This is a genomic window from Ruegeria sp. YTSC004, from assembly GCF_059609805.1.
This window is the reverse complement of record NZ_JBXWMJ010000002.1, coordinates 41,146-63,180: the sequence shown is the minus strand read 5'-3', so window position 1 is coordinate 63,180 and position 22,035 is coordinate 41,146. Positions and strand designations below refer to the sequence as shown.

Below are 22,035 nucleotides of genomic sequence, written 5' to 3'. Positions count from 1 at the left end.
TGAAAATGAGGGCGAACATGCTTGTAGTATTCGACAAGGTTCAGAAATCCTATCCCGGTGGTCGGCCGGTCCTGCGCGACGTGTCGTTGTCGCTGGATCGCGGCCAAACGCTAGCCCTGACCGGCGAAAGCGGCAGCGGTAAAAGCACCTTGCTGAACCTTGCTGCTGCATTGGACACTGTGGACAGCGGGGAAATCACACTGGACGGGGTAGCCCTGTCGCAACTGGATGATCCGGGCCGTGCCGCCCTGCGCCGTACGTCCTTGTCGTTGGTGTTTCAGCAATTTAACTTGATCCCATCTTTGACAGCAGGTCAAAACCTGTCGTTTCATGCCCGGTTGGCCGGATGCCACGACCCCGATTGGTGCGCCCATCTGGCCCAGCGGCTGGGCCTTTCCGATCTGCTTGATCGATATCCCGAGAACCTGTCGGGCGGGCAACAACAGCGCGTTGCCATCGGTCGTGCCATGGCCGCACGGCCCAAATTGCTGCTGGCGGATGAACCTACGGGAAACCTGGACGAAACCGCCAGCGCCACCGTTCTTGAACTGATGTTGGCTCTTGTCGCAGATACCGGGGCCGCGCTGCTTTTGGTCACCCATTCGCACGAGATTGCGGCCCGTTTGGATCGGCGTGTGCATCTGTCTGGCGGGCTTATCGCATGACGCTGACCGTCATTCAGGCGCTGGCATCTCATTGGCGGGCACACCGGCTGCAACTGGCGACCCTGCTGATCGGCCTGGCCCTTGCAACCGGTCTTTGGTCTGCGGTGCAGGCCATCAATGCCGAGGCTCGTGCCAGCTATGACCGGGCCGCAGATCAACTGGCGCTAGGTCGGTTTGACGAATTGCACAACCCCTCCGGCCCGATCCCCCTGTCGCGTTACGTCGAGCTGAGGCGCGCGGGCTGGCAGGTTGCAGCGGTACTGGAAGGCCCATTTCGCGTTCAGGGTCAGACCTTACGGGTCCTTGGCGTTGATATGGTGGCCTATCCCGCCCTGCCCGCTGTCACACAGATGGAACAAAGCGGCACGCCACCCAACCCTGCCGATATGTTGACTGCGCCGGGGCGATTGCTGACGGCTCCGGTTTTGGAGCCGCTATTGGCCGGCCAGACCGGTTTGCCTCCGATCCTGATCAGCGATGCCTTACCGCCCGATCTGATCCTGACCGACATTGGTGTGGCCGAGTCGTTACTGAAGAAGCCGGGAGAGATTTCGCACCTGATCATTTTACCGGATCAGCCCGGTTCAATTCCACCGCTGTCGACTATTGCCCCCGAACTGGAGCGGGTCCCGGCACAGGAACAACTGGATACCGCACAACTGACCGACAGTTTTCACCTGAACCTGTCCGCCTTTGGCCTGCTGTCCTTTGCGGTGGGACTGTTCATCGTGCACGGAACCGTGGGCCTGGCCTTTGCCCAACGGCGCGGCATGATCCGGACCGTGCGCGCTTTGGGCGTTTCGATGCGGCGGCTGGTTTGGCTGATCATGGCTGAGCTTTCCGTGCTGGCGATTGTCGGCGGAGTACTCGGTTTGGTGCTTGGCTTTTTCCTCGCAGGCGCGCTGTTGCCGGATGTGGCTGCAAGTTTGCGTGGACTTTACGGCGCACCTGTCAGCGGCCAGATATCATTGCAACCACAATGGGCACTGTCCGGGTTGGCGATGGCCTTGGGTGGCACTTTTCTGGCCAGCGGACACGCCTTGTATCGCCTGTCGCGAATGCCGATTCTAAGCGGCGCAGGCTTACAGGCCTGGCGCAGCGCGGCTTCGGGCAGCTGGGTCGTCGCCCTTGCCGGTGTCGCCGCTATTGTCGGTGGCATTCTGACCCTGTTGTTGTTCGGAGGGTTGGTGGCCGGTTTCGTCATGGTCGCCGGGATGCTGGTCGGGTCCGCGTTGGTATTGCCCTATGCCTTGTCGCGCGTCCTGATCCTGTTTCAGCGTTCAGCGAAAGGGCCGATCGCCCAATGGGTCTGGTCGGACATGCGCGCTCAATTGCCGGGCCTATCTTTGGCGCTGATGGCCTTGTTGCTGGCGCTTGCCGCGAATATCGGTGTGGGCACAATGGTTTCCAGCTTTCGGCTGACCTTTACTGGCTGGCTGGATCAGCGCCTGACATCCGAGCTCTACGTCACGGCCACCACCGATCAGCACGGTCGGAACATCGCGGAATGGCTGAACCCGCAGGTAGATGCCATCCTGCCGATCCGAAGCGTTGAACTGGCGCATTCGTCGGGACCCTTGTTTCTCTATGGTATCATCGACGATCAGACTTATCGTGAGAAATGGCCGCTTATCAGCACCTCGGAACGTGTTTGGGACCGGGTCCACGACGGAACCGCTGTGCTGATCAACGAACAACTTGCCCGCCGGGAAAACCTTTGGCCTGGCGACTCTTTGGCCATCACACCTGCCGACACGATGACCATCGCAGGTGTCTATTCGGACTATGGCAACCCAACCGGTCAGGCCATCGTTTCTATGGCCCAACTTGATCAGATCGCGCCCGGCGCTGAGGCGCGCCGGTTTGGCATTCGTGTCGCGCCTGACAGGACCACAGAGCTGGCCCAGGCCTTGCGCGAGCAGTTTGACCTGCCCCGCCGAGCAGTCGTCCAGCAAGCCGCAATGAAGGCGCAATCCATGCAGGTGTTCGAAAAGACATTCGTTGTGACCTCTGCCTTGAACATCCTGACGCTGGGGGTTGCAGGGTTCGCCATTCTGACCAGTCTGCTGACATTGTGGACCCAGCGCCTGCCCCAGATTGCGCCCATCTGGGCACTTGGCCTGACCCGTGCAGAACTGGCCCGGCTTGAGCTTTTGCGCAGCGTGCTGCTGGCCGCCTTGACCGCCTTGCTGGCTCTGCCGCTGGGGTTGGCTTTGGCGTGGACCTTGCTGACGGTCATCAACGTCGAAGCGTTTGGCTGGAGGCTGCCGATGTACCTGTTCCCTGTCGACTGGGTCTATCTGTTGGGTCTGACCCTGCTTGCGGCAACCGTTGCCGCGGCCCTGCCTGCCGCCCGTTTGCTGCGCCTGCCGCCTGCGGATCTACTGAAGGTGTTTGCCAATGAACGTTAGGATCTGGCTGATCGTCTTGCTGCTGGCCGTGCCGGGCATTGCCCGCGCACAGGGATACGCAGGCCTGGGCGGCTCGGCTGAAGGGTTCACTGTGCCCCAGCCGGAGTATGCGTTTCAATTCCCGCAGGATCATGGCCCCCACCCGGACTACCGGATCGAGTGGTGGTATCTGACAGCAAACCTGAAAGGTGTAGACGGGCGTGATTATGGCATCCAGTGGACGCTGTTTCGGTCGGCCCTGAAACCGCATGAGGTCGAGGGGTGGCAAAGTCCGCAGATATGGATGGGCCATGCTGCGGTGACCACGCCCGACAAACACTATTTCGCGGAGCGACTGTCGCGCGGCGGTATCGGTCAGGCAGGGGTTACGGCAGCGCCATTCGAGGCGTGGATCGACGAATGGCACATGCGCGGGTCAGACCCAAACGTGGTCAGCCTTTCTGCGAACGGCGCGGATTTCGGCTATGACCTAAAGCTCGAAGCCAACGGGCCGTTCGTGTTTCACGGCGAGAACGGATATTCGGTGAAATCCGGCGACGGGCAAGCCAGCTATTACTATTCCCAGCCGTTTTACGAGGTACAAGGCGTTTTGCGGCTGCCAGATGGCGACGTGGCGGTCACCGGACAAGGGTGGCTGGACCGCGAATGGTCATCACAACCTTTGGCCGCAGATCAAAGCGGCTGGGACTGGTTCTCGCTCAGCTTTGACGATGGCGACAAGATGATGGCCTTTCGCCTGCGGGGCGAACGCAGCGATTTCACCGCGGCCACGTGGATCACCGCCGATGGTACGACAACCGCAATTCCCGACAGCTCTGTTGCGTTCGAGCCGCTGACAACCGCGCCCGTTGCTGGCCGCGACATACCTGTCCGATGGCGTGTCACATTGCCTGACCGGGATCTGGACGTCGAGGTATCAGCGCTGACACCCGACGCGTGGATGGCCACCCGGTTTAAATACTGGGAAGGTCCCGTCCAGATCAGCGGCAGCCATTCCGGACGGGGATATCTTGAGATGACAGGGTACTGATCCGCCCAGCTTTCTTAGCGCACCACGTAGACAGAGACGTCTGAATGCCGCACGACCCGTGCAGCATTCGGGCCCAGCAGATAGTCTTTCAAGTCGGGTTTGTGCGCGCCGATCACGATCAGATCGCTACCAGCACTGTCCGCAGTTTTCAGGATTTCCTGATAGGCAGTACCCGTCGCGACCACGTGGCGGATCTTTTCATTCCGATCCGCCCCCAGTGTGGACACACACATCTCGGCCAGTTTGGTATGTGCCTCTTCCAGAGCCTTGTCGTGAAAATCACTTTCGAAAAAGCCAGACACCCAGCTTTCCCCGAAATCCGGCAGGACCGTCACCACATCCAGTTGAGCACCTTCCTGATCGGCCAGCTTCGCAGCTTTCTTTAGGACATGCGTATCAAGATCGCCGTTGCTGATATCGACGGCACAGAGAACAGCGTTTGTCATGCGGTCACCTCTTGTCTTGCGGCGCGGCCGCGCTGAAGGAAAGCGATCAGTCCCAGCAAGAGCATTGCCGGAATGTAGATCAACTGTTTCGGTGGCTGGCTGGCTGGCAAGCTGACCGAAGTCAGGCGCACTGCCTCATCCCCGTAGTAATCGAAGATATCCAGGTCGTCCGCGACGGGTGTCCCGAACAGCGGCTCTTCCAGTTTGACCAGCCCGTCTTCCTCAAGCAGCAGCAGGCCCATCGCGTCGACACGCGCTTGGCCGCCCTCTTCGCTGCCAACGGGAACAACCACGGTCGTGTCCGTCATCTCAAGCGTGTCAAAGTCCGGCCCGCTGATGACCATACGCACCTCGGTACCCGGAGGGGTTTCGCCGATGGTTTCCACAAAAGCAGCAGGCTCGACCGAGGTAAACGGTGGCGCGATGCGGTTCATGAAGAAGTCGGGCCTGAACAGCGCGAACGCCACAAGGATCAGTGCGATGCTTTCATAGATCCGACTGCGGGTCAGGAAGTACCCCATTGTCCCGGCCGTGAAGACGAGAATGGCGATTGTCGCAAATATCGCCACCGTTATCCCCTCGACCCACGTCACATCAATCAGCAACAGGTCCGTGTTGAAGATGAACACGAACGGCAAGGCCACGGTGCGCAGGCTGTAAAAGAACGCGATAAACCCTGTCTTGATTGCGTCACCACCGGATACTGCGGCGGCCGCAAAGCTTGCCAATCCAACCGGCGGGGTCACGTCTGCCATGATCCCAAAGTAAAAGACGAACAGGTGCACCGCGATCAAGGGAACGATAAGACCGCTTTGCGCACCCAGCTCAACAACCACACCCGCCATCAGCGAACTGACCACGATGTAGTTTGCGGTGGTCGGCAGGCCCATGCCCAGGATCAGGCTCAGCAGGCCGACCATAATCAGCATCAGGATCAGGTTGCCGCCAGACAGGAACTCAACCAGGTCGGCCATCACTTGTCCGACACCCGTCAGGGTCACGGTGCCCACTATGACGCCGGCTGTTGCCGTTGCCAGCGCGATACCAATCATGTTCCGCGCGCCGTCGATCATGCCCTGCCAAAGGTCAGCGACGCCATCAATGAACGTGTTGTAGACGTTGCTTTGCCCGCGGAATATCGCCTTGAGCGGCCTCTGCGTCAGCAGGATCACGAACAGCAGCGTCGTGGCCCAGAAAGCCGACAGACCTGGTGACTTCTGCTCGATCATCAGGAAGTAGACTAGCACGATGATCGGCAACAGGTAGTGCAGCCCAGCCTTGTAGATATCGGCAATGACCGGCAGGGTCACTTCTTTGGCGTTTGGATCGTCCGGCTCAAGATCCGGCACCTGAGCGGCCAGATACAGCAGTGCCACGTAGATAGCACAGACAATCAGGCTGAGGACCAGCCCAGCGGATGACGGCACCCAGTTTGTCACCGCTTCGACCGGGAACTGAGAACCGTAGCACAGCCCGGCAAAGACCAGGAAGAAGGACAACATACCGACAACCGTGCGCGCCAGCTTTACGTCGCGGTCGCCCAGCGTAGGCATATTCCGCTTCACGGCCTCAAGGTGCACGATGTAGACCAGCGCGATGTAGGAAATCGCGGCAGGCAGGAAGGCGTGGGTGATCACCTCGACATATGAGATGCCGACATATTCGACCATCAGGAAGGCCGCAGCCCCCATCACGGGCGGCATGATCTGTCCGTTCACGGAGGAGGCAACCTCGACCGATCCGGCCTGTTCACTGCTGAACCCGACGCGCTTCATCAGCGGGATGGTGAATGTACCGGTGGTCACAACGTTGGCGATGGACGAACCCGAGATCAGGCCGGTCGCGGCCGAACCGACAACAGCTGCTTTGGCCGGACCACCACGCAGGTGGCCAAGGGCGCCGAATGCCATCTTGATAAAGTAGTTCCCTGCCCCAGCCTTATCCAGCAAGGCCCCAAACAGCACGAACAGGAAGACGAATTTGGTGGAGACACCTAAGGCAATACCGAACACGCCCTCAGAGGTGATCCACATGTGGCTCATCGCCTTTTTCAGGCTTGCGCCTTTCCAGCGGATAACTTCGGGCACCCAGTCGGATGAACCGAAGAAGACATAAACCAGAAAAATCGTCGCAATGATCGCCATCGCGGGGCCAAGCGCGCGACGCGCGGCCTCGAACAACAACAGCAGACCAACAAGGGCGACCCATTTGTCGGTGTCATCCGCAAGACCGCCTGCATCGACGATCTTGTTGTAAAAGAAATAGCCATACAGCGCGACAAACGCGCCCAGCAGCCCCATGATCCAATCCTGAACCGGGATATAGTTGCGCGGGCTTGATTTCAGCGCCGGATAGGCTGCAAAGGCCAGAAACAACGCAAAGGCCAGGTGAAACTGCCGCGCGTTGTTCACAGCGCTGCCGGGCAGCACATAGTTCGCAAGTGGCGAGGCCAGGACGACCTGAAAGATCGACCAGATCGCGGCCACAACGGCCAGGAATATCCCGACATTACCGACCGGATTACGTCCACCCGCATCGGATGAGGCCACAAGATCCTGTAGCTCTTCTTCGGATAGCGGACGATTGGATTGTGTGTCGGAACTCATGAAATGTCTCCCCGTCGCGGCCATTTTTGGCCTTCTGAACCACCCGATTTGTTCGGGTTTTGGTTGCAGGGCGCCCGTTGGGCACCCTACTTTAGGTCTGGCTTACTGAACCCAGCCTTTTTCTTTGTAGTATTTCTCGGCACCCGGATGCAGCGGAGCCGAAAGGCCATCTGCAATCATCTCTTCGGGCTTGAGGTTGGCAAATGCAGGGTGCAGCTTTTTGAAGTCGTCGAAGTTCTCGAAGACCGAGCTGACAACCGCATAAACCGCGTCATCCGACACGTCTGCCGAGGTCACGAACGTCGCGCCCACACCAAAGGTCGAGGTGTCGCCATCCGAACCACGGTACATGCCACCAGGGATTGTCGCAGTACGGTAGAACGAGTTGTCGTCTACCAGCTTGCTGACGGCGTCGCCGCTGACGTTCACCAGAACCGAGTCACAGGCTGTGGTCGCTTCCTGGATCGAACCCGACGGGTGACCAACGGTGTAAACCATCGCGTCGATCTGGTTGTCACACAGAGCGGCAGACTGTTCAGCCGCTTTCAGCTCGGTCGCCAGTTCGAAATCGTCGGTGGTCCAACCCATTTCGCCCAACAGGACTTCCATCGTGCCGCGCTGACCGGAACCGGGGTTACCGATGTTGACGCGCTTGCCCTTCAGGTCTTCGAAGTTGGTGATGCCGGAATCGGCACGTGCAACAACGGTGAACGGCTCGGGGTGAACCGAGAAGACGGCGCGCAGGTTTTCAAAGGGGCCAGCCTCTTCGAATTTCGAGCTGCCGTTATACGCGTGGTACTGCCAGTCCGACTGGGCGACACCAAACTCCAGCTCGCCTTCGCGAATGGTGTTGATGTTGTAGACCGAACCACCTGTCGACTCGACCGAGCAACGAACGCCGTGCTCTTTACGGCCTTTGTTCACCAGACGGCAGATCGCACCACCGGTCGGATAGTAAACGCCGGTAACGCCGCCGGTACCAATGGTGATAAACTCTTCTGCATGAGCGGCCGGAGCCATAAGAGCAGCGGTAACGACCGCGCCCAGGCTAAGCTTGCTGCTATTTTTCATTTTTGAGAACTCCCAACTCTTATTGTGGATGAGAGACAGTTCAGCGGCCCCCATCCAGGGACCTTGCCGGTACGGCAAGCGAACCCGTCTTGCAACGGGTCAAGCATCTGAAATTTAAAAGTCTCCCAACGCCTTTGACGTTTCATTCAGACACTCCGCTTGTCAACCCCTGCGCGGGGTATGAAGGCCCCGATCCGCAGATGTGAGGAGATTTCCGAAAGTTTCCCCCTTTAACGGGGCGGTTTCGCACAGATCGGCATCACTGGGCCGGATCATGAGAAACCGCGCCAGCTAAATATCCAAAAACACTTTGAAAGTTTGGATTCCGCAACCTAGGCTTGGCCAAACGACCCGATGTTTCATGAATTTACGCGAAAGGGTTCTGGACAGTGGACGGCAAATCACCCAGTCCGATGCTTGTGATCGCCCTAGCCCTTAGTGCGGCCATCGCAATCTGGGGCATTGCTGACCCGCAAGGCCTGGGTCGCATTGCTGCATCGGCGGTTGAGACGCAATTCAACAGCCGCGGCTGGTTCATCATGCTTGAGGTCAGCGGGCTTTTGTTTGTGGTCCTCTTTCTGGCCCTGTCACGATTTGGAGATATCCGCCTTGGCGCTGACACAGCCGAACCAGAGTTTTCAACGACCGCATGGATCGCGATGTTATTCGCCGCAGGAATGGGTGTCGGTCTACTGTTCTATGGCGCAGCCGAGCCGCTGACCCACTACGAAGTGCTGCGTCAATATAATAGCGACGCAGAAGCGGCCAGTTATGCGATGTTCGTGACCTACTTGAACTGGGGGTTCCACGCCTGGGCGATTTACGGAATCGTCGGATTGGTCATCGCCTATTTTGCCTATCGCCGAAATCGCACTTTGTTGCTGAGTGCCCCAGTCACCGACGCACTTGGCGAAGCAGGATGGACAAAAGCGCTGGGGTGGGTTTTCGATCTGCTCTCGATCGTCGCAATTGCCGTCGGTTTGGCGGGCTCTATGGCAATGGGGGTATTTCAGATCCAGACCGGACTGGCAGGCCTGTTGGGTATAGAAACCCCAGGCGTGCTGACGCTGCCCGTTTTTGCCGCGCTTTGTATTGCATTCATCATACCGTTGCGTCGCGATCTGGGAGACGGAATGGCCCTGCTGTCCAACGCAGCAATGCTGATCGCCGTCGGGATGATGGTCTATCTTCTAGTGCTGGGTCCCACATCTTATCTGATGGATGGCATCGTTTCGGGATTCGGACGCTATCTGTTCGGTGTCCTGTCAGCAGGGTTCTCTACGGCTGAGTTCTTCGACGACCTGTTGGTCGACTGGTTCCACGGCTGGACGCTGAACTATATGATCTGGTGGCTGGCTTGGTCACCCTTCGTGGGCATTTTCATCGCCCGGATTTCCCGCGGACGCACGATCCGAGAGTTTCTGATCGGAGTCGTCGTCACTCCCACACTTTTCTCTATCCTGTGGTTCGGCGTTTTTGGCGGCTTGGGTTTTTTCGATGCTTTGCGTCAGGACGGAGCCTTATCAGCCGTCAATGCAGAGAACCTTGACGCAACCACATTTGCATTGCTTGAGCGCTTCCCGCTAGATGGCATCACAAGAATAGCAACAATCCTGGCCGCGTTCCTGTTCGTGGTTACCAGCGTCGTAAGCGCCGGGTTCACCCTTGCGATGATAGGGACCGGAGGCGACGACAACCCCTCCCCCCGAATTCGTACAATCTGGGGCATTATCCTTGGCGCGTTAGGGATGGCGATGATTTTGGTGGGCGATATCTCTCTGGTTCGGTCCATCATAGCGCTGTCAGCCATCGCTTTCGTGTTTATCGTGCCCGTTCTTGTTGTCTGCCTGTTCAAACGTCTGGCGCAGGAGGACCGATCATGAGTGGCCAACTGATCGACACCGCACTGAACCTAAGCGTTTTCGCCTATATCGGGTTCCTGGCGTGGCTGATCCTGCGACGCAGTAAGTGAGCGCAGAAACTGGGAACAGATTCGCCCTGAACATCCCAAGTCTGTTCGCTTTTTCCTGAGTTTGCCGGGAAACTTGCCCGATGAAACTGCACGCGCAATCCGGAACTCAGATTGTCGCCAAGCTTTCCAACGACCGTCAAAACCCCGACATTTTCGATACCCCGGTCAAAAGTGGCAACATGAACATTCGAAACGTCAGAAAAGAAAAAACAGAGAGCAGGTTCCCCTTACCCTCTGTTTTTACCTTGGTACCCAAGGCCGGACTCGAACCGGCACGTCCGTCAGGACGGGGGATTTTGAATCCCCTGCGTCTACCATTCCGCCACTTGGGCCACGAACACTGGATTAGCGCTCATAATCGGGAAGGTCCAGAGGCAAAAAACAACCGATATTCAGTTTGTTTTCTTCAGGCACGGTTGACGGCCCATCAGGCGCATGGTTTGGCTGACGCAACAAAGGAACGGGATTTTAGCATCTGATGTTGCGATCGCTCTATGACTGGACCATTCGTCTGGCCGAACACCCGCACGCGCTTTGGGCTCTGGCCATTGTGGCATTTGTCGAAAGCTCGTTCTTTCCGATTCCCCCGGACGTTCTGATGATTCCCATGATTCTTGCGCGCCCGTCGCGCGCCTGGCTGATCGCGACGGTTGCCCTGGTGGCCTCGGTGTTGGGGGGCATGCTGGGATATGCGATCGGCGCGTTCTTCTATGAAAGCATCGGCCAACCCATCCTCGAATCCATGGGCAAAGCGCATGCCATGGAAGAGTTCAACACCAAGTTCAACGACTTCGGATTCTGGGCCGTGCTGGGCGCAGGGATTACCCCATTCCCGTACAAAGTCATCACCATCATGTCCGGGTGGACAGGCATGCCGCTGGGCACATTCATCGCCACGTCGATTCTGGCCCGCGCGCTCAGGTTCTTTGTTGTTGCTGGGCTGCTTTGGGGTTTTGGTGAACCCATTCGCAACTTCATCGAAAAGCGTCTGGGGCTTATGTTCACTCTGTTTGTCATCCTGCTGTTCGGTGGGTTCTTAGCGGTGAAGTTCTTATGACACGCAAAAAACTGTTGATCCTGATTGCGGCAGGCGGTTCGGCCGCACTGTTGTTAGGCGCATGGGCGTTTCAACACCTGGGCGGTATGGCCCCGTGCAAAATGTGCATCTGGCAACGCTATCCCCACGCCGCGGCTGTTCTGATTGGCGTGTTGGCCTTTGCCTTTCCAGGCATTCGCCCCCTGCCGCTTTTGGGTGCGGTTGCCGCGATGGTGACTGCCGGGATTGGCATGTACCACGCAGGTGTCGAACAGAAATGGTGGGAAGGTCCAACCAGCTGCACGTCGGGCGATATTGGCGGGTTGTCCGCTGAGGAACTGATGGATCAGATCATGTCCGCGCCGCTTGTGCGCTGTGATGATATCCCGTGGGAGATGTTCGGCCTGTCGATGGCTGGCTGGAACGCTCTGCTATCTGCTGGTCTGGTTTTGGTCTGGCTGGCCGCGTTCCGTGCGAAATAAGCGTACTACGCGTCCAGTTCGGCATCCCAATACAGAAAGTCGATCCAGCTGTCATGCAGGTGGTTCGGGGGGAACTTGCGTCCGATGTTTCGCAGTGCCTCGGCATCTGGCTGACGCGGCGGCTTGCGCAGCGACATGCCCGCCTGCCGCAGCGACTTCGATCCCTTCCTCAGGTTGCAGGGGCTGCACGCCGCCACAACGTTCTGCCAACTGGTCACACCCCCGGCAGCCCGCGGAACAACATGGTCAAAGGTCAGGTTGTCCCGGCTTCCACAATACTGGCAGCGGAACTCGTCCCTTAAAAATAAATTAAAGCGCGTGAAGGCCACGCGCTTTCTGGGTTTTACATAGTCTTTCAGGACAACGACCGATGGTATTCGGATCTCGGTACTGGGGCTTCGGACGACCTCGTCGTATTCGGCCACGATGTCCACCCTGTCCAGCCAGGCCGCCTTGATCGCTTCTTGCCAGGGCCACAGGGATAAGGGGTAATAGGACAAGGGGCGATAATCGGCGTTCAAAACCAATGCCGGATGGTGCTTTAGGGCACCCGGTTCCCTGACAAATTCGGTCCTGAATTCTCCGTCCATATCGGAATCGCTCCTCGCTCTGCTCTGCCCGTTATTGACACCAGAGCGGGGAACACCCGCCCCGGCCTTAACTTAACTATATATCGTGTTAAAACTCTGACAAGCCCTGAGTTTCCACAACATCTCGGGTATTGAGTATGCCTGCTCCGTAACAAAGACGTGACAGTTATCCACAGGTTGCGTTCTCTGCCTCTGGCAGGCTATGGCGGGATCATGAGCTGGTTCATACGATTCAACAAACCCTTCGATGTGTTGCCGCAGTTTACCGACCGGGCAAATGCAGAGACGCCGCGCAGTACTTTGTCGGATTTCATCGACCTGCCCGGTGTGTATCCGGCTGGGAGGCTGGATCGCGACAGCGAGGGCCTGATGCTGCTGACTGACAACGGCCGGCTGCAGGCGCAAATATCGGACCCCAAGCACAAGATGCCCAAAACCTATTGGGTTCAGGTGGAAGGTTCACCCGATGCTGCCACCCTGAAGGCTCTGCGCGACGGGATTGATCTGAAGGACGGACCGACGCGCCCGGCCAAGGCCCGGTTGATGGATGAGCCCGAAGATCTATGGCCACGAAACCCACCTATCCGCGTACGCCAAACAGTACCAGACAGCTGGATTGAGCTGACCTTGCGCGAAGGCCGCAACCGGCAGGTTCGACGCATGACGGCAGCGGTCGGTCATCCCACCCTGCGCCTGATCCGCGCCCGGATCGGGGACTATACGCTAGAGGGGTTGGCGCCCGGCCAATGGGACAGCCTGACAGCTCCTGTATTGGATTCCGCACCGAAGCGCAAACGGGACCGCCGACCGCGCAGGTGACAAAAACGTCCTTTTGTGATAGGGTTAAGGCATGAAAGTCACCCGAAGCACACCATCCCCAGAGGGGATCCTTGAGGCCGCGCTTTATGTTGGCGATCTGGACGCGGCCGAACGATTCTATGGTGAAATACTGGCGTTAGAATGTATTCAACGCGTCGCGAACCGACATGTATTTTTCCGCGTCGGCGGATCGGTGTTGTTGCTGTTCAACGCAGATGAGACGGCAAAGCCGCCGGAGAATCCGAAGCTTCCCGTCCCGCCACATGGCGCACGCGGTCCCGGTCACGTCTGCATGACTTTATCGCGGACAGAGATAGACGAAATGCGCAAGCATCTGCTGGAGTGGAACATCCCCATAGACGCCGAGTTTGATTGGCCAAGCGGGGCACGATCGCTGTATATTCGGGATCCCGCCGGAAACTCGGTGGAATTCGCTGAAGGTCACCTGTGGGATTGAGACCCTAGCGCAGCGGTTGTTTTTCTCCCCCGACAATCCGGTAGATGTCGCTCGAAACAACGCCCACTTCGCCCAGAACAGCTTGAAACTCGGCCATATGCGGGGCAGCGAAATGCGCCTCGAGCGCGGCCTGATCCTGCCATTCTTCATAAACACGGAACTTGTTGGATTGCCCGAGTATCTGGCTGAATTCATAGATCAGGCAGCCGGCCTCTTTCACAGTCTCGGCGACCATTTTCTGTGCGGCCTCAAGGGCTTTGTCGACGCCATCTGTCGACACTTCAACCGTTCCGGTGACTATCAGCATGTCGTTCCCTTCTTCAATTCAAACCGTTTCGAAATCCTGTCGACTGGCGTTCCGTCTTGCAGAGAAACAGCATAAGTGACCGAGTAGTCGCGGAAACCCATCTTGTCGTAATAGCTAAGCCCCTGCCGGTTGTCGGCCCGGATCGTCGCGTTGAGCGCGCTGAACCCAAGGGCCGCGGCATAGGTCGCGGTTTCAGAGAACAACGCCCGCCCTGCCCCTTTCAACACCGGCTCTCGCCGGGTGAAAGTCGCTATATCCGCGCAATCTTCCGGCAAGTCCTCATTGGTACCTAACCATTGAAACCCGGCCACCTCACCCTGTTCATCAAGGGCAACGTGGCAACAGATTTTGTCTGCGCCATTCAGGTAGACTTGAGCAAACAGCGCCTCGGAAAACGGTGTTTCAAACGCGGTCGTCCCGCCGATAGCAATGATTTCGTTGAGAATTCGGCAGGCAACTGCCACGTCCTCAGGCATCATGGGACGAACCGCGATCATGGCTACAGGCTCAGCTTGTCGCGCATGAAGGCAAGCGCGACACTAAGACCGTCGGGGGCAATCCCGTGGCCGGTGCCCTTCATGACATGCGCGTAAACTTCTTTGAAATCTGCGGCCTGCAACGCTTCGGCAGCTTCGGGCAACGACTGTGGCGGAACGACGTCGTCGGCATCGCCATGCACCAGAAGGATGGGCATCCGGCTGACGGTTTCGTCGGGCAGCAGATCCGGTTCCAACAACCGGCCCGAGAAGGCAACGACCCCAGCCACCGGGTCTTCGCGGCGCGGGGCGACGTACAGGCTCATCATCGTACCTTGCGAGAACCCAAACAGAACCACCTGTTCGGGCAGCACATCTTCATCCACCATCAGGGCATCAAGGAAGGCGTTGAAATCCTCAACGGCCATTTCCATGCCACGGCGTGCTTCTTCTTCGGATGAGCCATCAATCCACGGGATCGGAAACCACTGATATCCGTTAGGCATTCCGGGGATCTGTTCCGGCGCATCGGGTGACACGAACAACGTGTCAGGCAGATGCTCACCCAACGGATCGGCCAACCCCAACAAATCGGCCCCATTGGCGCCATAGCCGTGCACGAACACCACGACCGAGCGTGTATCGCCCGAAACCGGCTCTTTTCGGAGCGCATTCAAAACCCGTGTCATCTGATCCCTTCTCGTTCTTTTGCCACCCGGTAATAGGCCCACAAAACCCGCGCCGCAACCGACCGCCAGGGCGACCATGCCTCGGCCATCTGGCGCAGCTGTTTGTCGGTAGGCCGGTCGGGCAAATCATATAAGATGCGCGCGGCCTCTTGCAGCGCCAGATCGCCCGGCGCGATCACGTCGGCACGACCCAAAGAGAACATCGCATAAATCTCGGCCGTCCAGACGCCAATACCCGACACCTCGGTCAGGATCGCCACCACGTCTTCGTTTGAAACGTCCCGCAAGGCTTTGTAGTCAATGCGCGCCTCAGCCAAAGCGCGGGCATACCGGATTTTTTGGCGGCTCAACCCAACTGCACGCAGATCATCGTCGGTGGCCCACATGATTTTGCGCGGGCCGGTCAGTTTCGCATCCTTCAACCGGTTCCAGATCGCATTGGCCGAGGCCACACTCACCTGCTGGCTGACTATGGCGCTAAGCAGTTGCGCAAACCCGTCCGGGCGACGGCGCAAGGGCAACGGACCGGTCTGTTCCATCGCATAGGCCATGCGCGGGCAGCTTTCGGCCAGCCATGTCGCGCCTTCTTCCACACAGTCGGGTGTTTCTATGATCCGTCCAACGGACATGTGCTCTCCGGCCTCGATGATCGACTGCACGTTAGGCCGCTTTGCCGCAGATGCAACCCGCTTGTGCACAATCGTTTTCGCCATTACGCATGTGCTCATGACCATGACCGCCACAACCCCGGACAACAGTCTGGCCAAACGCAATGTCGCCGTTCTGGTGGCTGCGCAGGCCCTGCTGGGCGCACAGATGCCGATGATCTTTATCGTCGGTGGGTTGGCCGGGCAGTCATTGGCGACCAATCCCTGCCTGGCGACTCTGCCCATATCTTTGATCGTGCTTGGCTCAATGCTGGCGGCGACGCCGATCTCGGCCATCATGCAACGGTGGGGTCGCCGGGCTGGATTTCTGGTCGGCGCGACGGCAGGTGCTTGCGGCGGGCTTGTCGGCGCTTATGGCTTGTTTCTGGGATCATTCCCTGTGTTTCTTGCTGGCAGCCTGCTGACCGGCATCTACATGAGCGCGCACGGTTTCTACCGCTTTGCCGCCGCTGACACCGCATCGGACGATTTCCGTCCCAAAGCGATTTCCTATGTCATGGCGGGCGGTCTGGCAGCGGCAATCATCGGGCCTCAGATCGTCAAACTGACCTCGACCGCGTATGTCATCCCTTTTCTCGGTACGTATATCGCTGTCATCGCAGTGAACGTCATTGGCTCGGCCCTGTTCTTTTTTCTCGACATCCCGACCCCGCCCAAACCTGCCGCTGATGCCCCCAAAGGTCGGTCCCGGATCGAGCTTCTGAAAACGCCGCGTATTGCGGTTGCAATCATCTGCGCCATGGTGTCCTACGCGCTGATGAACCTTGTGATGACGTCGACACCGCTGGCCGTCGTGGGCTGCGGGTTCAGCGCCAATGACGCGGCGGATGTCGTCACCAGCCACGTGTTGGCGATGTACATTCCCAGCTTTTTCACCGGACAGTTGATCGCACGTTTTGGGGTCGAACGGATCGTGGCACTGGGCCTACTCATTCTTGCCGCGGCCGGAGTGGTTGCTTTACAGGGCGTTGAGCTGGGTAATTTCTTTGTCGCGCTGATCCTGCTGGGCATCGGCTGGAACTTTGGTTTTATCGGCGCAACCACCATGTTGGCTGAATCTCATGACGTCAGCGAGCGCGGACGCATGCAGGGGTTGAACGACTTGCTGGTGTTTGGTGGCGTCACGTTTGCCTCACTGGCTTCCGGTGGGCTGATGAACTGTTCTGGCGGCTCTCCGATTGAAGGTTGGACCGCGGTGAACGTCGCGATGATCCCCCTTCTGACTTTGGCGGGCGGCGCGCTTTTGTGGCTGACGATGCGGCCCCGAACGGCCTAATCGTTAATGTTCAGTATCGGTGCAAAGGCACCTAATCTCTGTGCCTCGGCGATCCCCTCATCAATGTGCATGCGGTAGATATCCCACATCTGCCGTCTCAGGGTACGGCCTTTTTCGGTAATGCGCAGGATTTTTCCCCGTCCGTCCCCCGCTGCAGCATGGCGCGTCAACAATCCGTCCTCCGCCATCCGTGCGACCTGACGGGAAAAGCTGGACTGATCAAACAGCAGCTGTTGCTCCAGCTGTTTAGGTCGCAGGCCGTCTGGTGCTCGTTCCAACTCCCACAACACGTCATACCAGTGCAGCCGTGGATATCCCGCTGCCACCAGCGCGCGCTCAGCCCGGGAAAAGATCCGGGTGCGTGTCTGGTTCAGAGCGATCCAGGCCGCCTCTCGTTCTTCAAATCCGCCCATCACGCCTCCGCGAGGATTGTGGTTTTCCTTTGCTCATCAATTTAGATGCATTTACATGTTAATTATCAACCCTGCAAATCAGAGAAATGTCATGAAGCTGTTTACCGCATCTGCCCTCGTCTTGGCACTGGCCACACCAGTCCTTGCCGAAACCTATCACTTTGATCAAAGTCACACCGAAATCCGGTTCTACTACAACCACGCGGGACTGACCGAACAATCCGGCGAATGGACCGCCGTATCCGGCACGGTCGAGTTTGACCCTGAAAATGTCACCGCAACCAGCGCGGATATCACAATCGACGCCTCAAGTGTCGAAACCGGTTGGGGGCCGCTCAACGATCACCTCAAAAGCGGTGACTTCTTCGATGTCGAAGCTTACCCAAACATCAAATTCGTCTCGACCTCGGCGGTGCAAACCGGTGCAAGCACCCTGCAAATGATCGGTGATTTGACAATCAAGGATCAGACCAAGCCCGCAACGCTTGAGATCGACCTGACCTTCATGGGCGAACATCCCCTGGCCGGATTTTTCGATTATTACAAAGGTGACTGGGTTGGCGTCGAAGCTGCTGGCCAGCTTTTACGCAGCGAATACGGCGTCGGGATGTTTGCCCCGGGAACGTCAGACTTGGTGCAGCTGAAAATCTCGGCCGAAATGCGCGCCGGCGGCTGGGAATAACTACCAGCGCCCCGTTGCCGCCTGGACCATCAGCGACAGGCGGCGGCGGATTTCACCCGGCCCAAGGGCTCCAGAGGCGACCCTGTCCGGGCGCGCAATGACCTGTTTTAGAACCAATTCAGTTTGCCAACCGGCATGAAACGCGGCAGCAGCTTTTGCCGAAACCGAGTGTCGTTGAGTACGTGCCTGTTTCAAACGCCCGTACGCTTTTTCAGCCAGACGTTGAACACCCGCAGGCGTTCCATCCAGCAGCGGAATTCGCCCACGCGCTTCCAGATCCGGAATGGCGCGCAACCAATTGGCGACCCCAACGGCATAGCCAAAGTCCCGCACGACATCCTCATCCGCCGACCCCAGCGCTTGTGCCGCTACCACCGTGAGCGTGCCCGCGCTGTGGTTTATGTACGCGTCGAAATGATCTTCGTCCTCGAACGGGTCGCGATAGATATCCCAACGCCTTACGGCCACATATTCATCCATCATCGACGCAAGATGAGGGGACAAGACACGCGACAGCGGCGTAACGATCTCATGCCGACGCACGGTTGGACCTTCGGCAATCTCTTGTAAAGCATCGCGCCACCATTGCAGGCGCATCTCGGCAATCATCGGTTCTTGCGTCACCCAAGGTGCCCGGGCGACCTCGATATTTAACGCATAGATCGGAAACAACACCGCCCTGGCGGACACTGGTGCCGCCATGGCCGCCATGAACCGGTCGGGATCGGCCCGATGCAACAGCGCGGCACAGGCCTTGACGTCATCGTCAAAAGGCGCACTCACTCGGCGACTGCCGACTGTGGGCCGCAATCGCGCACGAGTTTCCATTGGATCGCATCCAGCAACGCCTCGAACGAGGCGTCGACTATGTTCGCGCTGACGCCGACGGTGGACCACCGGCGCCCCTGCCCGTCTTCACTATCGATGATGACGCGGGTCACGGCCTCGGTGCCGCCCTGCGTGATACGTACCTTGAAGTCGACCAAGTGCATATCATCCAATATCCGCGAATACTGCCCCAGATCCTTGGCCAGCGCCTTGGCCAGCGCGTTCACCGGACCCCGGTCACCGCCGGACCCATCCAGAGACTCGCTGACCGACAGTTTCTTTTCACCATCGACCTTCACCACAACAACGGCCTCAGACAAACTGACCATCTTGTTGTACTTGTTCTTGCGCCGTTCAACGGTGACCTTGTACCGCTTTACCTCAAAGAATTGAGGCAGTTGACCCAGTTCGTCCCGCGCCAGCAGCTCAAAGCTGGCCTGCGCGGTGTCGTAGGAATAACCTTCCGCCTCACGCAACTTGATCCGTTCGAGGATACGGCCCAGGGACGGGTCACCGGGTTCGACCGACAAACCGGCCTCGATCAAGCGCTGGCGCAGGTTCGACTGCCCCGCCTGGTTCGACATCGGAATGATCCGTGTGTTCCCAACCGACGCCGGATCCACATGTTCATAGGTCGTCGGGTCCTTGAGGATCGCGCTGGCATGCAGCCCTGCCTTGTGCGCAAATGCGGACGCCCCGACATAGGCCGATTGCTTGCTGGGCACCCGATTCAGGATCTCGTCCAGCATGCGGCTGACGCGGGTCAGACCCGCCAGCGCTTCGACACTGACGCCGATGTCAAAGTTCGATGCATAAGGTTCCTTCAGCAGCAGCGTCGGGATCAATGAGGTCAGGTTCGCATTTCCGCAACGCTCTCCCAATCCGTTCAAGGTTCCCTGAACCTGCCGCGCGCCCGCATCGACAGCCGCCAAAGAACAGGCCACCGCGTTTTCCGTATCGTTGTGGGTATGGATACCCAGCCGGTCCCCCGGCAGGCCCGCCGCGACCATCTCGGACACGATCTGCGACACTTCTGCGGGCAAAGCGCCCCCATTGGTGTCACACAAAACAACCCAGCGCGCACCGGCATCCATCGCGGCCCGACAGACCTCAAGCGCATAGGCCGGATTGTCCTTGTAGCCGTCAAAGAAATGCTCGGCATCAAACAGCGCCTCGCGCCCCTGCGCTACGATATGTGCAATCGAGGCGCGTACGTTCTCGACATTCACATCCAATGAGATGCCAAGCGCATGGGTCACGTGGTAATCGTGCGACTTACCAACCAGACACACAGCCCGCGTACCCGCGTTCATCACCGCCGCCAGAACATCGTCATTCTCTGCCGACCGGCCCGACCGTTTGGTCATCCCAAAGGCGGTCAAACAGGCCGACGTTTTGGGAGCTGCATCGAAAAACGCACTATCCGTCGGGTTCGCCCCCGGCCAGCCGCCCTCGATATAGTCTACGCCTAACTCGTCCAGAGCCTGCGCGATCTGCACCTTCTCAGCGGTCGAGAACTGCACACCCTGTGTCTGCTGCCCGTCGCGCAGAGTAGTGTCGTAGAGGTAGAGGCGTTCTTTAGTCATCATACGCCCTCCAGCTTGGCCGCATCGAACCCGGTGCCCGGAACCAGTTCGACCCCGTCCTTACTCATGCGTACTTCCAGCCCTGCTGCAACATAGGCCGCTTTCAGACGGTCAACCTCCGAGAAGTCCTTGTTCTGCATTGCACTCGCGCGGGCATCGGCCAACCGATCTGCGTGAGACGACAGGTCCACCGACGCTGTGTCAGCCCATGCTCCCATTTCTGACAACAATAGGCCCAGCACCTGTGCGCTCGCCAACAATCCCGCCGCATCACCATCTGCAGCCAAACGGTGCAACTCTGTGAGCGCGCCCGCAGTGTTCAGGTCATCGCTGAGTGCAGCGACCACAGCAGGCGCAGCGCTGGCGGCGGGCTCCATGCCCGCTGTCAGCGCCCGCCATTTGCGCAGCGTCGCCTCAGCCTCACGCGCCTTTTTCTCGGTCCAATCCATCGGCTTGCGATAATGCGTCTGCAGGAAGACAAACCGGATCACCTCGCCCGGCACGCCCTGCTCCAGCAAGTCATGTACGGTGAAGAAGTTGCCCAGCGATTTGGACATCTTCTTGCCTTCCACCTGCAACATCTCATTATGCAACCAGTACCGCGCGAACTCACCGTGCGGATGGGCGCATTTGCTCTGCGCGATCTCATTTTCATGATGCGGGAACATCAGGTCGTTTCCGCCGCCGTGAATATCAAAGCTCTCACCCAGCAGTTCATAGCTCATGGCCGAGCATTCGATGTGCCAGCCCGGACGACCACGGCCCCAAGGCGAGTCCCACCCCGGCAACTCATCGGTTGAGGGCTTCCACAGCACGAAATCCATCGGGTTCCGCTTGTACGGCGCAACCTCAACCCGGGCACCAGCGATCATGTCATCCACCGACCGACCAGACAAAGCGCCATAGTGTTCCTTCCAGCGGTCAACCGCGAACAAAACGTGCCCTTCGGCTGCGTAGGCGTGACCCTTCGCGATCAAATCCTCAATCATCGCAACCATTTGCGCGATGTACTGAGTCGCACGCGGCATCTCGTCGGGCTCAAGCGCGCCCAACGCACCCATGTCGTGCAGATACCAGCCGATGGTTTCATCCGACCGCTCCTGCACCAACTGCTCCAGCGTGCCCTCAGCACCCGCCTTCTGGCGTGCCAGCGCGGTTGCGTTAATCTTATCATCCACGTCGGTGAAATTGCGCACATAGGTCACGTGATCCGCGCCGTAGACATGGCGCAGCAATCGATAGAGCACGTCAAAAACCACCACGGGCCGCGCGTTGCCCAGATGGGCGCGATCATAGACCGTAGGTCCGCAGACATACATCCGCACGTTATCGGCACTGATCGGAACGAAATCTTCTTTCGCCCGTGTCCGTGTGTTGTGCAGTTTGATTGTCGTCATCGGTCGGCTCCTAAAGACAGCAAATGCTTGCGCTTGGCGCGGGCTTAGCAACTTGTCTCAGGGATGAAAACGAAAGAAACCGGCCCGCTTGATAAATCAGCAGGTAATGCAGCAGATAATGATGCAGG

22 protein-coding genes and 1 tRNA gene are annotated in these 22,035 nt (G+C 58.5%); 10 read left to right on the top strand and 13 right to left on the bottom strand.

Annotation, left to right across the window (positions count from 1 at the left end; all coding sequences use genetic code 11):
* The first annotated feature begins 17 nt into the window (after positions 1-17).
* From AC2FFP_RS03990 to AC2FFP_RS03980, 3 genes are read left to right on the top strand one after another with little or no spacing between them, the layout of a single operon-like run.
* Positions 18-665, top strand: a complete 648-nt coding sequence (locus AC2FFP_RS03990) for an ABC transporter ATP-binding protein (RefSeq protein WP_496764761.1) — start codon at positions 18-20, stop codon at positions 663-665.
* Positions 662-3,076, top strand: a complete 2,415-nt coding sequence (locus AC2FFP_RS03985; protein WP_496764759.1) for an FtsX-like permease family protein — start codon at positions 662-664, stop codon at positions 3,074-3,076. Before AC2FFP_RS03990 ends, AC2FFP_RS03985 begins: the two co-directional genes overlap by 4 nt.
* Complete coding sequence (locus tag AC2FFP_RS03980; protein ID WP_496880740.1) at positions 3,066-4,106, top strand: lipocalin-like domain-containing protein; 1,041 nt, start codon at positions 3,066-3,068, stop codon at positions 4,104-4,106. Before AC2FFP_RS03985 ends, AC2FFP_RS03980 begins: the two co-directional genes overlap by 11 nt.
* Positions 4,107-4,120: 14 nt before the next feature.
* Here AC2FFP_RS03980 and AC2FFP_RS03975 read toward each other — a convergent pair whose 3' ends face one another.
* The 3 genes from AC2FFP_RS03975 to AC2FFP_RS03965 all read right to left on the bottom strand — a co-directional run bounded on the left by AC2FFP_RS03975 (position 4,121) and on the right by AC2FFP_RS03965 (position 8,229).
* On the bottom strand, positions 4,121-4,552 hold the full coding sequence (locus AC2FFP_RS03975) for a universal stress protein (protein WP_058271716.1): 432 nt from the start codon (positions 4,550-4,552) through the stop codon (positions 4,121-4,123).
* Positions 4,549-7,158 carry a TRAP transporter permease gene (locus AC2FFP_RS03970; RefSeq protein ID WP_496880739.1) on the bottom strand — a complete coding sequence of 870 codons (2,610 nt, stop codon included), beginning with the start codon at positions 7,156-7,158 and terminating at the stop codon, positions 4,549-4,551. The genes AC2FFP_RS03975 and AC2FFP_RS03970 overlap by 4 nt, the downstream gene beginning before the upstream one ends.
* 102 nt (positions 7,159-7,260) lie before the next feature.
* Positions 7,261-8,229 carry a TAXI family TRAP transporter solute-binding subunit gene (locus AC2FFP_RS03965; protein WP_496880738.1) on the bottom strand — a complete coding sequence of 323 codons (969 nt, stop codon included), beginning with the start codon at positions 8,227-8,229 and terminating at the stop codon, positions 7,261-7,263.
* Positions 8,230-8,618: 389 nt separating this feature from the next.
* Here AC2FFP_RS03965 and AC2FFP_RS03960 point away from each other — a divergent pair, with 389 nt between their 5' ends.
* A complete protein-coding gene (locus tag AC2FFP_RS03960) occupies positions 8,619-10,112 on the top strand; it encodes a BCCT family transporter (protein WP_496880737.1) in 1,494 nt (497 codons plus the stop codon).
* Between the two features lie 335 nt (positions 10,113-10,447).
* Here AC2FFP_RS03960 and AC2FFP_RS03955 read toward each other — a convergent pair.
* A tRNA-Leu gene (locus tag AC2FFP_RS03955) sits at positions 10,448-10,533 on the bottom strand.
* 146 nt (positions 10,534-10,679) lie between these two features.
* Between AC2FFP_RS03955 and AC2FFP_RS03950 the strand changes: the two genes are divergently transcribed.
* Positions 10,680-11,258 carry a YqaA family protein gene (locus AC2FFP_RS03950; protein ID WP_058278010.1) on the top strand — a complete coding sequence of 193 codons (579 nt, stop codon included), beginning with the start codon at positions 10,680-10,682 and terminating at the stop codon, positions 11,256-11,258.
* Positions 11,255-11,719 (top strand): disulfide bond formation protein B, encoded by a 465-nt coding sequence (locus tag AC2FFP_RS03945; RefSeq protein WP_496764745.1) that lies wholly within the window; start codon positions 11,255-11,257, stop codon positions 11,717-11,719. The genes AC2FFP_RS03950 and AC2FFP_RS03945 overlap by 4 nt, the downstream gene beginning before the upstream one ends.
* A 5-nt stretch (positions 11,720-11,724) precedes the next feature.
* On the opposite strand, the gene AC2FFP_RS03940 is transcribed toward AC2FFP_RS03945, so the two are convergent.
* Positions 11,725-12,309: an HNH endonuclease gene (locus tag AC2FFP_RS03940; RefSeq protein ID WP_058278012.1), complete on the bottom strand. Its 585-nt coding sequence runs from the start codon at positions 12,307-12,309 to the stop codon at positions 11,725-11,727.
* Between the two features lie 213 nt (positions 12,310-12,522).
* Between AC2FFP_RS03940 and AC2FFP_RS03935 the strand changes: the two genes are divergently transcribed.
* Both AC2FFP_RS03935 and AC2FFP_RS03930 read left to right on the top strand, forming a co-directional pair.
* Positions 12,523-13,128 (top strand): pseudouridine synthase, encoded by a 606-nt coding sequence (locus tag AC2FFP_RS03935; RefSeq protein WP_496843791.1) that lies wholly within the window; start codon positions 12,523-12,525, stop codon positions 13,126-13,128.
* Between the two features lie 31 nt (positions 13,129-13,159).
* The gene (locus AC2FFP_RS03930) at positions 13,160-13,585 is read left to right on the top strand and encodes a VOC family protein (RefSeq protein ID WP_496764737.1); all 426 of its coding nucleotides are present in this window, start codon (positions 13,160-13,162) and stop codon (positions 13,583-13,585) included.
* A gap of 4 nt (positions 13,586-13,589) precedes the next feature.
* Here AC2FFP_RS03930 and AC2FFP_RS03925 read toward each other — a convergent pair whose 3' ends face one another.
* From AC2FFP_RS03925 to AC2FFP_RS03910, 4 genes are read right to left on the bottom strand one after another with little or no spacing between them, the layout of a single operon-like run.
* Entirely contained in the window at positions 13,590-13,892 is a 303-nt protein-coding gene (locus AC2FFP_RS03925) for a putative quinol monooxygenase (RefSeq protein ID WP_496764734.1), read from the bottom strand.
* Positions 13,886-14,389 (bottom strand): GNAT family N-acetyltransferase, encoded by a 504-nt coding sequence (locus AC2FFP_RS03920; protein ID WP_496764720.1) that lies wholly within the window; start codon positions 14,387-14,389, stop codon positions 13,886-13,888. Before AC2FFP_RS03920 ends, AC2FFP_RS03925 begins: the two co-directional genes overlap by 7 nt.
* 2 nt (positions 14,390-14,391) lie before the next feature.
* Positions 14,392-15,057 carry an alpha/beta hydrolase gene (locus AC2FFP_RS03915; RefSeq protein ID WP_496727142.1) on the bottom strand — a complete coding sequence of 222 codons (666 nt, stop codon included), beginning with the start codon at positions 15,055-15,057 and terminating at the stop codon, positions 14,392-14,394.
* Positions 15,054-15,686, bottom strand: coding sequence for a DNA-3-methyladenine glycosylase family protein (locus tag AC2FFP_RS03910; protein ID WP_496727143.1), 633 nt, complete (start codon positions 15,684-15,686; stop codon positions 15,054-15,056). Before AC2FFP_RS03910 ends, AC2FFP_RS03915 begins: the two co-directional genes overlap by 4 nt.
* 97 nt (positions 15,687-15,783) lie before the next feature.
* Between AC2FFP_RS03910 and AC2FFP_RS03905 the strand changes: the two genes are divergently transcribed.
* Positions 15,784-17,001 carry an MFS transporter gene (locus AC2FFP_RS03905; RefSeq protein WP_496727185.1) on the top strand — a complete coding sequence of 406 codons (1,218 nt, stop codon included), beginning with the start codon at positions 15,784-15,786 and terminating at the stop codon, positions 16,999-17,001.
* Here the strand turns inward: AC2FFP_RS03905 and AC2FFP_RS03900 are convergent.
* Positions 16,998-17,414: a MarR family winged helix-turn-helix transcriptional regulator gene (locus AC2FFP_RS03900; RefSeq protein ID WP_496727144.1), complete on the bottom strand. Its 417-nt coding sequence runs from the start codon at positions 17,412-17,414 to the stop codon at positions 16,998-17,000. The two genes, AC2FFP_RS03905 and AC2FFP_RS03900, sit on opposite strands and share 4 nt — an antisense overlap.
* A gap of 91 nt (positions 17,415-17,505) precedes the next feature.
* Between AC2FFP_RS03900 and AC2FFP_RS03895 the strand changes: the two genes are divergently transcribed.
* Complete coding sequence (locus tag AC2FFP_RS03895) at positions 17,506-18,096, top strand: YceI family protein (RefSeq protein WP_496727145.1); 591 nt, start codon at positions 17,506-17,508, stop codon at positions 18,094-18,096.
* On the opposite strand, the gene AC2FFP_RS03890 is transcribed toward AC2FFP_RS03895, so the two are convergent.
* The 3 genes from AC2FFP_RS03890 to cysS are packed head-to-tail and all read right to left on the bottom strand — an operon-like array spanning position 18,097 to position 21,907.
* Positions 18,097-18,879, bottom strand: a complete 783-nt coding sequence (locus AC2FFP_RS03890; RefSeq protein WP_496727146.1) for a squalene/phytoene synthase family protein — start codon at positions 18,877-18,879, stop codon at positions 18,097-18,099. It abuts the gene before it with no gap.
* Positions 18,876-20,510, bottom strand: a complete 1,635-nt coding sequence (cimA, locus tag AC2FFP_RS03885; protein ID WP_496764711.1) for a citramalate synthase — start codon at positions 20,508-20,510, stop codon at positions 18,876-18,878. Before cimA ends, AC2FFP_RS03890 begins: the two co-directional genes overlap by 4 nt.
* A complete protein-coding gene (gene cysS / locus AC2FFP_RS03880) occupies positions 20,510-21,907 on the bottom strand; it encodes a cysteine--tRNA ligase (protein ID WP_496843789.1) in 1,398 nt (465 codons plus the stop codon). The genes cimA and cysS overlap by 1 nt, the downstream gene beginning before the upstream one ends.
* Positions 21,908-22,035: the final 128 nt, after the last annotated feature.